At 40.5% G+C, this 13,439-nt stretch carries 15 protein-coding genes; 1 reads left to right on the plus strand and 14 read right to left on the minus strand.

From position 1 onward, the window contains the following. Positions 1–426, minus strand: a 426-nt coding sequence (locus B2Y23_RS08885) for an integrase arm-type DNA-binding domain-containing protein (RefSeq protein WP_291370301.1), incomplete at its 3' end; no start/stop codon positions are given. 344 nt (positions 427–770) lie between these two features. Between B2Y23_RS08885 and B2Y23_RS08890 the strand changes: the two genes are divergently transcribed. Further along, positions 771–1,757, plus strand: a complete 987-nt coding sequence (locus tag B2Y23_RS08890; protein WP_291370303.1) for a site-specific integrase — start codon at positions 771–773, stop codon at positions 1,755–1,757. 32 nt (positions 1,758–1,789) lie between these two features. On the opposite strand, the gene B2Y23_RS08895 is transcribed toward B2Y23_RS08890, so the two are convergent. From B2Y23_RS08895 to B2Y23_RS08955, 13 genes are all read right to left on the minus strand, one after another. Next, positions 1,790–2,374, minus strand: a complete 585-nt coding sequence (locus B2Y23_RS08895) for an N-acetylmuramidase family protein (RefSeq protein WP_291370305.1) — start codon at positions 2,372–2,374, stop codon at positions 1,790–1,792. Further along, positions 2,367–2,642 (minus strand): hypothetical protein, encoded by a 276-nt coding sequence (locus B2Y23_RS08900; RefSeq protein ID WP_291370307.1) that lies wholly within the window; start codon positions 2,640–2,642, stop codon positions 2,367–2,369. Before B2Y23_RS08900 ends, B2Y23_RS08895 begins: the two co-directional genes overlap by 8 nt. Then, positions 2,639–3,010 (minus strand): hypothetical protein, encoded by a 372-nt coding sequence (locus tag B2Y23_RS08905; RefSeq protein ID WP_291370309.1) that lies wholly within the window; start codon positions 3,008–3,010, stop codon positions 2,639–2,641. The genes B2Y23_RS08900 and B2Y23_RS08905 overlap by 4 nt, the downstream gene beginning before the upstream one ends. Positions 3,011–3,057: 47 nt before the next feature. Next, positions 3,058–3,852: a LamG-like jellyroll fold domain-containing protein gene (locus B2Y23_RS08910; protein WP_291370311.1), complete on the minus strand. Its 795-nt coding sequence runs from the start codon at positions 3,850–3,852 to the stop codon at positions 3,058–3,060. Then, on the minus strand, positions 3,852–6,614 hold the full coding sequence (locus B2Y23_RS08915) for a hypothetical protein (protein ID WP_291370313.1): 2,763 nt from the start codon (positions 6,612–6,614) through the stop codon (positions 3,852–3,854). The genes B2Y23_RS08910 and B2Y23_RS08915 overlap by 1 nt, the downstream gene beginning before the upstream one ends. Then, positions 6,601–6,777 carry a hypothetical protein gene (locus tag B2Y23_RS08920; protein ID WP_291370315.1) on the minus strand — a complete coding sequence of 59 codons (177 nt, stop codon included), beginning with the start codon at positions 6,775–6,777 and terminating at the stop codon, positions 6,601–6,603. The genes B2Y23_RS08915 and B2Y23_RS08920 overlap by 14 nt, the downstream gene beginning before the upstream one ends. An 11-nt stretch (positions 6,778–6,788) precedes the next feature. Beyond that, the gene (locus B2Y23_RS08925) at positions 6,789–7,034 is read right to left on the minus strand and encodes a hypothetical protein (protein WP_291370317.1); all 246 of its coding nucleotides are present in this window, start codon (positions 7,032–7,034) and stop codon (positions 6,789–6,791) included. Positions 7,035–7,041: 7 nt separating this feature from the next. Then, complete coding sequence (locus B2Y23_RS08930) at positions 7,042–7,959, minus strand: phage BR0599 family protein (RefSeq protein WP_291370319.1); 918 nt, start codon at positions 7,957–7,959, stop codon at positions 7,042–7,044. Beyond that, positions 7,959–9,170 (minus strand): hypothetical protein, encoded by a 1,212-nt coding sequence (locus B2Y23_RS08935; RefSeq protein ID WP_291370321.1) that lies wholly within the window; start codon positions 9,168–9,170, stop codon positions 7,959–7,961. Before B2Y23_RS08935 ends, B2Y23_RS08930 begins: the two co-directional genes overlap by 1 nt. A gap of 64 nt (positions 9,171–9,234) precedes the next feature. Then, complete coding sequence (locus B2Y23_RS08940; protein WP_291370323.1) at positions 9,235–9,657, minus strand: hypothetical protein; 423 nt, start codon at positions 9,655–9,657, stop codon at positions 9,235–9,237. After that, entirely contained in the window at positions 9,654–10,472 is an 819-nt protein-coding gene (locus B2Y23_RS08945; protein WP_291370325.1) for a tetratricopeptide repeat protein, read from the minus strand. The genes B2Y23_RS08940 and B2Y23_RS08945 overlap by 4 nt, the downstream gene beginning before the upstream one ends. Positions 10,473–10,580: 108 nt before the next feature. Beyond that, positions 10,581–10,766, minus strand: a complete 186-nt coding sequence (locus B2Y23_RS08950) for a hypothetical protein (RefSeq protein ID WP_291370327.1) — start codon at positions 10,764–10,766, stop codon at positions 10,581–10,583. A gap of 45 nt (positions 10,767–10,811) precedes the next feature. Next, positions 10,812–13,439, minus strand: a 2,628-nt coding sequence (locus B2Y23_RS08955) for a hypothetical protein (RefSeq protein ID WP_291370329.1), incomplete at its 5' end; no start/stop codon positions are given.

The following is a 13,439-nucleotide window of genomic DNA, read 5'->3' on the forward strand; positions in this document are numbered from 1 at the left end:
GCCAATAGCCGCATAAAGCTTATCCCAGACAAACTGATTCCGACGTTGTGTACTTGCTTCTAGCTCTTCATTCTTACGGTGTTCATCTGCTACTGATCTAAAACTATTATTTCGACATTGGGACTGTTTATCTTGCTTTTGAATTACTGGGTCAATATTCTGCGCAAGCAGTTCTCTAAACTCACTTCGTTTTGCACGAGCGCTGGCCAATGTACAACTTGGATAAATACCGATAGCTATAGTGGCTCTTTTCTTAGAGATTGGGCGAATATAATCAAAACGCCAATATGCCCCACCTTTTTTATCTAACAATAAATAAAGACCACCACCATCTGAAAGCTTGATATTTTTTTCAAATGATTTCTTTTGCATTGATATTGCAGACTTAATTTTTGAGTCAGTCAGACTGATAACTAATTTAGGCATTTTTTACGGTATATTTTTTCAGAAATGGAATGTACCGTAAAAGATTACGGTATCCTTAAACGCCTTTGGATAGTATCGGACAACCCAGTTGCGTAAGTTATTTATTTTAAATGATTTTCAGATAACATCGGAAGGGATGAAACAAGAAAATGGTGCGCTCAGCGGGCACTTTCGCTAATTTAGTGTTTTTTCATCTTTTCTAATTTTATCTAATTTTTTCTTTATTATTATTGGTTTAACGAGTCATTTTAATGTGACTAGTTACATGTTATCTCATTATTCCTTATTATTCATTCTAAATTGATTACGCCAAATTTACGCCACAACATTTTAGAGAGAATAATATGGCCACCTTTAGACAAAGGGGTAATGCCTGGCGAGTTGAGATTAGTGTGAATGGTACTCGGGAAAGTGCGACATTCGATACTAAGACTCAGGCTCGCGCATGGGCATCAAAACGTGAAACTGAATTAAGAGAGTTATCACGCGGAAAGCTTCCTGATTATACATTAAATTGTGCAATTGATAGATATATAGAAGAAGTGTGCCCAAAGCACAAAGGTTGCGATGCCGAGATAAAACGCTTTAGAGCATTTCAAAAAAACTTTCCAAAGATTGCAAAAAAGCACATTGCTAAAATTACGACTGATGATTTTGTGGTGTGGCGAGATTCAAGGCTTAAAAGTGTTAAGCCTGCATCTGTTAGGCGTGAAGGCAATATTTTATCTGCCCTGTTCACTGTTGCTCGCACAGAATGGAAGTGGGTTTATGATTCACCAATGAGTGATTTAAAGATGCCACCACCGCCCGCGCATAGAGACAGGCGTATATCGGAAGATGAAATTTACAGGCTTTGTCTTGCTGCTGATTTTAACGAACAAACACCCGGGAACTTTACACAGCAAATTATGATTGCTTTTCTACTGGCGATTGAAACCGCAATGCGTGCTGGAGAAATTCGTGGTTTAACTTGGGACCGAGTTTATTTAAAAAACAGATATGTGGCTTTGAATGAAACCAAAAACGGAACTAAGCGGCATGTGCCACTGTCAAAACGTGCAGTTGAGTTGCTTGAATTAATGAAAGGTTTAAGCACTCACCAGGTATTCACAGTGAAAGATTCTAGTTTTGATACGCTTTGGAGGAAGTTGCGAGATAAGTGTGAAATAGACGATTTACATTTTCACGACTCAAGACATGAAGCATGCACTAGGCTTGCTCAAAAATTGGAAGTATTAGATTTAGCGCGGATGATTGGTCACAAGGATTTAAGAAGTCTTATGATTTATTACAATGCCACTGCAAGCGAGATTGCGAACAGGTTGGACTAAATGGAGACTAGAATTCGGGACTAGAATAGCCCTCACTTGAGGGCTTTTTTATACGCATCAGCTAACTTCACATCATATTTATTAATCGCATAATTTCTGCCGTTGTAACCTCTCGCAAACGCTTTCCAGTCCTTATTTTTTAGAGCATTCACAAGATTATTTACTTTGATGTATCGGCACATGGCATCAAGCTGTGAGGCTTCATCCTTGTACATAGCATTAATGAACATTTGCAAAGTTGAGTAGCCCAAAGCTTTCCAGTGATATCCCATCACCTGACCCAATCCCCATGAGCATGATTCAAGCGCCACATCACGATTCAGCTTTGATGCTCTTTCCAGTTTATTGTGCTGTTCTGAAAATTTACCGTAGCCACCTGGTGATGGATTGCAAAGGTCGGGGTATTGTTGAGACCATTCATTTGATTTGGTAATCCAGTTTATTGCTCGCAAACCTTCATAGAATTTATGACGTTCAAAAAGAATAACTGGCGAGCCATCCGTATTAAAACCCGACCCCTTGCACTCAACTTCCATTACTGCTTTTAAGGCAGCAACTTCAATACCGAGTGCCTTGGCCTGTGCCGCAATTTGATCATTCGTTATTTTTTTAGTCATCGTTATCACCATGCAATTCCGGTTGTGCTTTTAATCGTGCAAAAATACCCAAAACACTGCTTAAAAAACCTAACCAAGCTACCCATGAATGTGGCAACAACTGCTTAATTTCTTCCGGCACCACAGCCCACACTTGTGGAAAATATGTGCCAAACTGCCACAGCAATTCAAAAGCTGCATACATAAAGGCGTAAAAAAAGGCGCTAATTGCGCCTACTTGTACCGACTTGAGTTTCCAAGCCTGTTTCCAATCTTCAATTAATTTCATTTGTAACCCCTATAGTTTTGAACGTCAGTTTCGAGTCGTGTAAGTTTTTCATTAAGTAATGAAGTGTCTTTTGAAAGTTGAATAATTGAAGATCCCACCCAAAAGCAAGCGGCCACAATGATTCCCCCACATGCACCCAGCAAATAGCGAAGCATGGAAATACCACCATCCTGAGATGCTGATTTTTTATCAAGCGCTAAAACTTTAATATCGAGCGCATCAATCTCTTTTCTGTTCTGTTCACTGGTTTCTTTGTGAGCCTCATTAATAAAAGTCAAGCGCGTTACGTGATCTGACAACATGCGGATATCTGACTGCATATTGTCAATTTTCTTTTCGAGTCTGATTCCGTATGTTTCTTCAGACATGCCGCCCCCTAAATTTTGACAATAAAAAAGCACCCGATTGGGTGTTATTAAACATAAATGCCTTTAAAAATATTTAGCTTCCTGCATCGCCCTATAAATCCGGCTGTTGATGACCAGTTAATCCCAAAGAAACGACAGCCTCCAACATTTAGATTTACATTTTTTCCAGTGATATCTATTGAGTCCACAAGCACATCATTAACCCTATAACTCAGTGTGTTTCCATTTCTGGATAGTTTAATGTTGTACCAGTTGTTGATAGAAAATGAATAAGAACAGTTTAATGAGACATTATTGTATTGATCATTGAAAAACAATTGTGAACCATTAAAGCCATATTGAACATAGGGCGTATATTGTTTTGCCCCAAGTAACATGCGATATGATGTTAAATTTGTAGGATATATTTCCAACTCAAACGTAAAATCCTTGGTCCCGAAATTTAAGGCATCACTTAAAACATCAACATATGGAGTACCATCAAAAACCGCATAATCATTTTCATAAGTCGGTAAAATTGCACTCCACCCCCATGTCGGTTGAGTCACCCCATTATCTTCAAATAAAGCATCAAAAGTTAAAGCAATGACACGTTTTGCGAGAATAGAATCAGCATAGATTGATTTACTTTGACTAAAAGAAAGCTCAGCACCACGAACAGCAGCAAATGCATAGTGATACGTGTTGCCGTCCACTACAGTTGTATCTGTATAATCACACGCTAAAAGTCCTGTTGCGATTGGTGTCGGTGGATTGAGCGGATCAATAGCAACAGTGTCACGATATAAGTTAAAACTTTCAGCACCACCATCATGTGATGCTGTTGCACGAATTGACGGCATTATAAGTACTCCAGATTCAAATCATAAGGTGCTTGCAAATCGGCGATATAAAGTAATTTCAAGTTGTAGGGTGCATCTAAAGCTTCAGTAGCAAATACATGTATAAATTTATGAAAAGATTCATAACCACCGCGGACAGAAAATAGTTCAAGTCTTGTTCTTGGTGCTAAAAATTGCGCATCAATCACGACATTGCTTGCTGTAATTTCAGAAACTTCATGAATAGTCAGATCCGTCTCATCATCATAAATTTTAACCGTATAGGTGACACCAGCTTCAGGAGTTACGCCTCCATCAAACCATCCTAAAATATGCCCGCCTGTTTGCTGCACACGGTTACGGTGTGCCCAGGTTAAAGTTAGATGCTCATCAATAAATAGGGGCCAATATTCACCATTAATTTTTACATTAGCTGGTGGATAAGGTCGGATTGCGCGAGCATTGAATTCAACCACATGTGTTGCGGCATCAACCAAAGCAAGCACCCCACTTGGAGTTGTAGTCAATACTTTTGCTTCAACGATTTCACCATCAACATAGAGCGTTTGGCCTACAGCGATAAAGTCATCAGCAAAATACAGAATTGAATTAGCAGTGTGAATTTGCGGTACCCCAAACGCTCCGCGCTTCACAGTTAAAACCTTGGTTTCAGCATCATAAGATTGATAAACCATCGTCTCATCATTGATGAAAATCTGACTGCCAACTCGCACAGACGCAATATTTCCAACATTTTTAACTACAAATGTGCTGCTTATACGATCAATAGTTTGATCTAAATAAGCAGTTTCACAGTAATTAACTGTTGCGACACGTTCGAACCCGTTTCCATTATCCACATGCAAAGCAGCATTTAGCGAGTTGTTTTGAGGCTTTTCAGCTATAGCACACAAATAACCCACTTCTGGATTATCAGCAAGTTCGATCTCAACTTCACGCTCACCAAATGCCTGAACAGCCTCAAAATAAGGAAGCTCAAAAACTTTTGCTTTACATGATTTTGCTGCTTCGGGTTGTGTATCAATTGGATTATCAGCAGCAATGGTTGTATTCATCATGCCTGTGGATGGAACAACCTCAACCCACTCAATAGAAACCTCATTAGAAGTTGGGCCGCCAAGTTTGATATTCATGATGCACACTACGATAGGCTCAGCCCAGCGCCTAGACCATGGCAAACGGATCAGGTCATAACGATTCCATTTCCGCGCTTCACGCCAGCCTGTTGTGAATGAACCCTTTAAAACGCCCGTTGAAAGTATTTTAAGTTTCCAGTTTGCAACAATTTCCGCATTGCGCATTTTCATGAAATATGGAAAATCTACTGTTTCAGCATTTTCACGACCTAATGTTTGTATCAGGCCACTTTCAGAAAGAGAAAAAGATGAGTTCTTAATATTTTCCCGGTCGTAGTAGTTTACGTTTAGCTTATTCACCACCTCATCAGCATTGGTAATTTCATACTGCATGCTACCTTTTTTGATCTTGTTTTCGGCAATGGTGTGAATCTCATTTTCTTCAAACCAGTCATCCCGGAACAACACCATTTCATAAAGACCGGTTTGACGGTTGACGCGAATACCGGCTTCAATGTGATAACAAATCTCATTAATCGCATCCAGGCAGTTTTTTTCTGTAAATACACATGAAATACCCAATCCTTCATCATAAATTCGATCTGCAGCTCTTATAAAATTCACATCATTTACCGATGTTTCAGGCTTATTCATCGCTGTGTCATCAGTAAGAATTTCGCGAATTTTATGGATTGGATTGATATCTATTCCGTGAGGTGGCGGAGATTCAGCAAATGGCTCTGAACTAAATCTTGAAGTGATTAATGATCGAGCTAATCCATCACTCATAGAAGATGAAACATCTACAATAAAACCTCCGGTAGATGCTATCTCTAAATAGCAAATAGTCTGAAAAAGATCCGAACCAATACTTTTATTTTGATTGTATAAAATAGTTTTCGAAACAGTGATGTCTGGTGGTAAATCTACTTTAATATTATTCGTTTGCGTTGCAAAAAAACAATATATATGACCACCGGTATTGAATTGAATGGTGCCACCAAAGGAATCTCCTATTTCGGGATTATCCCCAAAGTTTAAGCCGAATCCATTTTTAACCAAGCCACTACTAGACACAGTAGTACCATCTATCAGTCTATAGTCTGCTGTATAAGATGAATCATAGAAATCAGCCCAGCTTGGAAGGTTGTCAGGCATTATGAAGTCGGAAATTTCAGCTTTCGCATCATACCACTGCGGCCTGCCATCATTTCGAACATGAATCCGGCTTGGCCATAGCAGCATTTCTTTCATGTAGCCCGAGTTACCGACGTAAAATGCTTCATTCATGTAGCCTGCCAATGCACCAAAAGCACCATCTATCCAGCCATTACCTGTATTGACCTTGCCCAGCCCTGTAAAGGCTAAATATGATTGAAATGGATATGCAGATGCCTGCAATCCTTTCGACTCCATATATTCCTTATAAAATGGCAATACTTCTTGGTCATCTGTGCCATAGCGGGCATGAACTACACCAGCAACCCCGCCTTCATTTTCACCATATAGATACGGCTGGCTAATAGACCCCTGCTGTAAAGGATTACCCATTTTATCAATTAATGGTGTATGCCATCCGCGCTTATCGAAGTTAATGCCAAGCATTTTTTCGATTGGATTGCCAATAAATAAAAGCAAATTTGTGAAATACCGATAACCAATAACCTGATCACTACTTCCGCCCATTTTCTACCACCTCTACAATCTGCAAAGCCATGGCATCCTTTGATGCTTTTACAACTTCAAGATCAATGCCATTTGCCAAAAAATCCTGCCAATCCCAACCTTGAGACAAAAAAAATGCCCGCGATCCGCGAGCACACATTTTGGCTTTTCGTAAATCAGACATGTAAATTCTCATTATTTACCGCCATTGGATTTAATCGGGGTGGTGCTTTTGCCCCAGAGATGAGTGATGTTTCCATACATATGTGGACTGCCGGCAATGTCGCTAAATGAGGTACCTTCATCTGCAATCGTTCCATCCAGCTGATTAGCAGACTGACCATTTTTCTTCTGCATTTTGCGCATTTGAACATAAGAGTAAACCGCTATTGCAGCCGCAAATGCTACTGCTGCATAGATAAGCCATAATGGGACAACCATTTCACACCTACTTAATTAATTGTGTCATCACCGGATTTTCACTCGGTATATAGGGATGCCCGGCAAATCGGGCAGCATTATTGAATGTTGAATCACAGGTTTTAAGGGACTGGTCACACCCGGGTGCCAGCTGGATTACATCACCCACTTTTAAGCCCACATGCTCACGATATAAAGTCACTGAATTTGGGGTATTCCCAACAATGAAGGTATAAACACCGAGCTTTTTAAACAGTCCACGGTTGAGATAACCAGCCTCATAGGTTTTGGTTTCCATGACTGGATCACCATTGGTATAAGTTGGTAGACCATTTCCATCTAAAACCGGTTGCCCCAGCTCATCCAGAACAGGAATCTGCTCAAAGACCAGATTGCCTTCTGCATCTTTGACTTGAGTTGGATTTACCGTGAATGTGATTGTCAGACCATTGATTGCTGTTACGGTCACATCAAACGCCCAGTCTTCAAATTTCAAACCACACCAGCGGTCATAAATGGAATTCGGACAGGTTTTCTGAAACTTACGCGTCAGGATGGTCCGGTTTAGATAAGATTCACCGGTTGAGCACACCAGGCTCATAGTGTCTTCTGAATCATTGAATTTCGGCTGAGTTACACGGCCCATAAACAGAACCAGCGTTTCATTCTGTTCAAGCTCAAGAATGGTGAGATAAACCGATTCAAAGTAAATCTTGTTTAGGAAGATACTGGTGAAGTTGTCACCAGCTTCGTTCTTAAAGACGCCTTGAGGGAAAGTGACTTCAATCTCGCACTTGTCAATGTCGGCATCCTCAATCGATTCCCGGTCTAACCCGCGCACCGATTTATATGTAATTCCACCATGATTGACATCCTTTCGATGATTAGTGAAATACCAGACTTTATCCCCATGCTTGAATTGATAAAGCTCAACTTTGATATCCATTAGCTTTCTAACTCCAGAATGGGAATGGTGACTTGAGAAATACCGACACCTAAAAATTGAAACTCAATCTGGTCGGCATCAAAGCGATAAAGCCCCATATAACAGATGGTTTGAATATCATTGCGCTGGGCATTGATGGCAGGTGAAATCGTTAATGAGCCACCAGTTCGCGCAGTAATTTCATGCGCTGTCCAAGTGCCATTCTTACGCTTCACTGCAATGTAATTCCGGCCAACTTCAACCAGATATTTGGTATTGGTGCTTAAGCTGGTGGCGATATTGCCAGTGTTTAAAATATTTAAATGTCGCTCATATAGCGGCAACCAGAATGGACGATAACGGCCACCGCGACGAAACAGGAATCGTCTAAATTCCTGGAACTCATCCCAGCTTCGAATAAGTGACTTAAACGGCTTGGACTGCTTGGCTTTGGCGTGATGAGTAAATGACTGAAAGCCACCAACATCATTATCAACTACGTTTTGATGCTGACTCATGGTAATTTCGATAGAGTCGCCATTCAGCAGCAAAGGCTTAAAGTAAATATCCTGGTCTTTGTACTGGTCCGGAACATCACCAGAATGTTCTGGCAAATCCTCTGCCAGTACACGAAAAACCATTGATGCATTGGACCAAAAACCACCGGCATTAATTGAAGCATCGCCATCAATGATGCAGATCCGTAGCGGCATCATCACTGCATTGGTCGTGGTAATATTTGCAGCTAAGCGAAAGCCGTCTTGATATTCAGTTTCTAATTCCTGAATAATCTCATCGGTTTCAGGATCTCTAATTTCTTCCTGGATAATGATGTAGCGACCGCGTTCAGTAATCTCGACAACCTGACCACCTTCCTTGCTCTCAATAAAAGCAAAACCGACTCTAAGGTCGGCTATGGTGGTTGTCGTATCGAGAATGATGTAGTCATCATCCACCATATCAGGAATGACTCGTTTAACCTGTCGCAGCGGAATACCCCACTGCCCGCGTAAATTTGCAGACAGCATATGGAACATATCGCCCATGGCTTTACGCATCTGTGTGTAGTTAAAGCTTAGAATCTGCCGGGGTGTGTCGCGCAGCGGATAGCGCTCTTCACTACCATCATCCGCCTCATGAACTTCAGTCATCCACTCCAGGCGCTCGGTTGAACTCAATAGAGGGCAATTTGTTAATACGTGCACCTCGCCATATGATGTTTGTATTTTCATTTTGTCCTCGAATTTCAGGTATTAAAAAGCCGACCTCGTATTGGGTCGGCTTTTTCTATTTTTCTTAAGCCTGTTTTGATAGGTTTGCAGAATACTTATTGTGCAGTGATTCGATTAATAAGATTGCCCTATTTTTTTCATTCTTCATCACCAATAAATTATTCGCATTAAAATTGTCCACTAAACGATAATCAGCAGAAACTCTTATATCGTGCAATGTCTTAAGTTTTAAAGCTAATTTTTTAAAATCTTTATCATTAAAGTGCTCAGCTAGAAGCTCACAACAAACTCTTATAGCTTTATGAGTTGCACCACCACTAGATTTGTAGAATTCTTCAAATTTAGCTTGGAAAAATACCGTCACAACATGGAAGAGATGATAGTAATGTTTGCTGCAACTTGTGCGCTGTATTGCTTCTTTACAGGTACCATTTATTTCAAGCTCCTCCAAGGCAATAGCAATAGATTCAATTTCTTCAATTTTCATTTCAAATCCTTAGAAACCAAATTGAAGTAAACAGTTATTCGATCTTGATTGGAACCAAAGCGAATTCCATGTTTCTCATAAACATCCACAAGGAGGTCTTGAAGGCAGTCATTCATATCAGCTATTGTATTTGGAATGTCTATCAATAAATCACTGTCAATATCAGATGTAAATGTGTAGCTTTGCAACTCCCAATCAAGATATGTAGTTACATCTGAAGTTGTAGGCAGCGAAAAAAACTCATAGTACACTCGATCTATGGAGCCTCTAATATCTCTATAGAATTCCTTAGGTATACCAAACGTATCCAAGAATTCTTTAAGTTGATATGCATCAGTAATATCGGACTCTGAATTAGCGGGCAATTCTCTTGAAATATAGGAAATTTCAAGAACTTTTTCTAGCTCATCAAAAAAACAGAAATCTGAGAATCTTTTAATAATCTGAACGAATAGATTTTTATCATTTCTATTATTTTTAATAACTTCTAAATATATTTCGATTGCGTCTTCATACTTGCCATATATAAATAAAGCATTCGCAAAGTGCATTGATTGAGCTGTCCCACCTCCAGATTTTTCATATGCCAACTTAAATTCTGATAATGCAAGCTGTTCCTGATTGTCATAAATATATATAACCCCCAGTCCTGTATGAGCAAAAATCGGATCTTTAGGGAGAAGAGAAGCCATGGCCTTCTTAAGCTCTACTTTCTTTTTTCCTACCAAGCTAAATGCCCGAAAGTCTTTTAACCCTGGCGCTCCAAAGTATTCAATAACTTCATTAAGCTTAGTTTGCGGTAAAGGTGAGGACATATTTAAAATTCACAAATTATTATAAATTTTGAGAAAGTATACGTTAAGTTCTCGTTCAGAAAAACAATAAAATATACTTTCCGCTTAACACCCTTGATTGGATCGGTTTTATAGGTTGTTTTTATTTTTCTCAAGATATTTCCTAAAAGCCTCTTTACCTTCATCACTAAACAGATGTTCACCAATAGAATCACGATCATCAACTATGATGAATTTTGACTCTTTAGCCTTCTCTGCCTTTTTAAGGCAAAACCCAAGAGCAATACCCACACCAAACGCAATTAATGTTTTCATTTTAAATTCCTGAAATTGATAAAAATAAAACCCACCGAAGTAGGCTTATGCAAATTTACTTTTGTTCCGCTTCATGTGATAAAGAAATGCCTTTTCACCATCAGGCCCATACAGCATATCTTTAGCCTCACTCTCATCTTTAACCATTACAACTCGTAGCTGGTTATCAATGATTTGAGGTGATTGAGATTGTGCCTTTACATTCGCCTGTGCTTGCTTCTCAGCTTGGATAGTTCCACCGTTGTTGATGGCGTTTAAGGTATCAACACCGACACGACGAGTTGCTGCAGCGTTTAATACATACTCTTGACCATGCACCACGCCTGCTTCTTGGTTTACACCGTAGTTGCCTGTGTAGCCGCCGGATTTGAAGCCTGAAGGTTCTTGAGCTCCACTTAACATAGCCATTATCGATGCACCTTGTGCCATTGCCCCTGCAATCATGGGAATGTTTTGAGGGAAGCCGATTTCTGAAGCCTTGGCGATGTTTGTAACCATAGAGATTGCTGCTTGAGCAGCTGCAAATCCTCTAGAAATTGAGTACATCACCTGGTAGCCTTTTGATTGCTCACCACCCATAGCCTTAAACATCGTAGCCATCGAGCCTGTGATATCTTCTCCGTATCTGGCTTGAAGTTGCATTGATGACATTTGATAGTTGGTCTCAATATTATTCATTCGCTCTACGTGAGCAAGATAAGCCTCTTCTCTTCGCGCGTAGTTCTCCCCAGCCATAGCAAGCTCTGCATCAAACAAAGCCTGAGAAGCATCAATTCGGCTGAATCTCTCCTGATCTAAATTAAATTGATCTGAAGAGCCATTCATATCAGCTTGAATACTACCCCATTGCTGAACCGCACTATTTAAACGTTTACGACTTTCCTCTTGCTGCAAAGCCTTACTTAAAGCAATTTCACGCTTTTTCTGGTCTTCGCTTAACTTGGAGTTCAGGAGAATCTGCTCACGCTCCAAGCGATAACGCTCCTGCATGGCTGCGGTTTCGGACATGAGGGATTCGCGTAGTTGGAATAAGCGCTCTTCATTCGCAAGTTTAATTAAACCCAGCTCTTGGTTAAATTGATCGTTTAGAGAGTCGAGCTTTAGATTTCGCTGTTCTTTGGTGAGTTCGGCATCCGCTTTAATCTCCTGCTCTTTAATGTTGCTAGAGAAACGAAGTTTCTGTTCTTCAGTTAAGCGATGCTCAACCAAATCATACTCAAACTTCATCTTAATAAGCTTAGTTTCCTCTTGATGTCTAGCTTGCGCCAAAGCAACATATTGCTCCATACCGTATTTTCTGAGGTGGCTAATCTCTTTCTCAAGATCTAGCCTTTTTTTATCCTCCCCCGTAGAGTACTCATAAACAATTCTGCGCACTTCTTCTGCTGCACGCTCGGCCTCTCTTCTTAGCTTCTCCGTGTTATCAGCAACTTTTTTCGAGGAACCAGCAGCCTTGTCAAATGTCTCCTTCATTTTTGAGGTATTTACAGCGCTTGCGGCTGTTGCCTTGCTCGCTTGATTTGCTCTAAGCTGCACCTTGGTTAATGAGTCGACCAGTTTATTGCTTGAACTAGGATCATTTAATTTATTAAATTTCGTGCCCCAGTTATCAACTGTTTTGCCTAAGTCATCCAATACCATTTGATGGGTAATATTCTTATCTGACATTGCAGCAATAGCGCCGCCAATTGTTTTACCAATAATATCAAACGTTGCTGCCACACCCATCCCGACTTTTGAAAGCCATATCAGCGTGTTTGCTACCGATTCAGAAACACCATTAAATTGAACGCCTTGCTCAGATGTGGCAAGAAATGCGCCTGCAATTTGATTTAGTGCTGGAAGTAGGGCCTGCATAAACTGATTCTTCAGTCCATTGATCTGCATTTGCAATAATTCAGTTTCAACCTTCAAGCGCTGAGCTGCTGCTAAGGTCTCGTCATCCATAATTGCGCCAGCATTTCTAGCTGCCTCGGCCCATAATTGAAAACCTTCACCCCCATTTTCAAGTAACGGAATTAATGAAGTAGCCTCATCAGCAACCGACTCCATGTAATAGACCATTTCATTTTGAGAGACACCAGCTTCTTTAAGTTTGTCTACATACAACTGGAGCGCCTGTGGCCCGCTTAATTCTCGCATGGCTTTCGCAAGCTCAAGCGCCCCTTTGGCACCACCCTCAGTTTTAGTGGCGATTTCAGTAAAGAAATCGGCTAACTCACCACCACCAGTGGAAATAAAATCCCCTACACGGTCCCGTGTGTCCTTAAAGATATCGCTTAACTTATCCATCTCGATACCCATGGCACGAGCACCAACAGCCCATTCCTGAAACTCGGTTGTATTGGTACCTGATAGATAGGCTAATCTTTCAATTTCTGCCGCTGTATTGGCTGTCTGTACTGCAAGGGCTGCGATAGCACCGATCGTTAGCGAGCTGCCAATTGTTCCAACTATAGTGCCTGCCATACCAGCAAAGCCCAGTTTTACCTCTTGAGCTAACTTAGTGATTCCTGTCTTCATCTGATTAAGCTTTGGCGTTTGACTTTCAGCAGCCTCACCAACTTTTGTTACACCCTTAGATGCTATATCACCGCTAGACTCTAAGTTTTTTAGTTCTTTATTTAACTCTTGCGCAACTTTTTTGGAATTTCTTGAGTCAATTTCAACCAC

The sequence above is a fragment of the Acinetobacter sp. UBA5934 genome (assembly GCF_002430855.1).
GTDB lineage: Bacteria > Pseudomonadota > Gammaproteobacteria > Pseudomonadales > Moraxellaceae > Acinetobacter.

Excerpts from the sequence above, each read along its gene's own strand:
- B2Y23_RS08890 (WP_291370303.1), top strand. The coding sequence starts at position 771 with ATGGCCACCTTTAGACAAAGGGGTAATGCCTGGCGAGTTGAGATTAGT.
- B2Y23_RS08895 (WP_291370305.1), bottom strand. The coding sequence starts at position 2,374 with ATGACTAAAAAAATAACGAATGATCAAATTGCGGCACAGGCCAAGGCA.
- B2Y23_RS08900 (WP_291370307.1), bottom strand. The coding sequence starts at position 2,642 with ATGAAATTAATTGAAGATTGGAAACAGGCTTGGAAACTCAAGTCGGTA.
- B2Y23_RS08905 (WP_291370309.1), bottom strand. The coding sequence starts at position 3,010 with ATGTCTGAAGAAACATACGGAATCAGACTCGAAAAGAAAATTGACAAT.
- B2Y23_RS08910 (WP_291370311.1), bottom strand. The coding sequence starts at position 3,852 with ATGCCGTCAATTCGTGCAACAGCATCACATGATGGTGGTGCTGAAAGT.
- B2Y23_RS08915 (WP_291370313.1), bottom strand. The coding sequence starts at position 6,614 with ATGGGCGGAAGTAGTGATCAGGTTATTGGTTATCGGTATTTCACAAAT.
- B2Y23_RS08920 (WP_291370315.1), bottom strand. The coding sequence starts at position 6,777 with ATGTCTGATTTACGAAAAGCCAAAATGTGTGCTCGCGGATCGCGGGCA.
- B2Y23_RS08925 (WP_291370317.1), bottom strand. The coding sequence starts at position 7,034 with ATGGTTGTCCCATTATGGCTTATCTATGCAGCAGTAGCATTTGCGGCT.
- B2Y23_RS08930 (WP_291370319.1), bottom strand. The coding sequence starts at position 7,959 with ATGGATATCAAAGTTGAGCTTTATCAATTCAAGCATGGGGATAAAGTC.
- B2Y23_RS08935 (WP_291370321.1), bottom strand. The coding sequence starts at position 9,170 with ATGAAAATACAAACATCATATGGCGAGGTGCACGTATTAACAAATTGC.
- B2Y23_RS08940 (WP_291370323.1), bottom strand. The coding sequence starts at position 9,657 with ATGAAAATTGAAGAAATTGAATCTATTGCTATTGCCTTGGAGGAGCTT.
- B2Y23_RS08945 (WP_291370325.1), bottom strand. The coding sequence starts at position 10,472 with ATGTCCTCACCTTTACCGCAAACTAAGCTTAATGAAGTTATTGAATAC.
- B2Y23_RS08950 (WP_291370327.1), bottom strand. The coding sequence starts at position 10,766 with ATGAAAACATTAATTGCGTTTGGTGTGGGTATTGCTCTTGGGTTTTGC.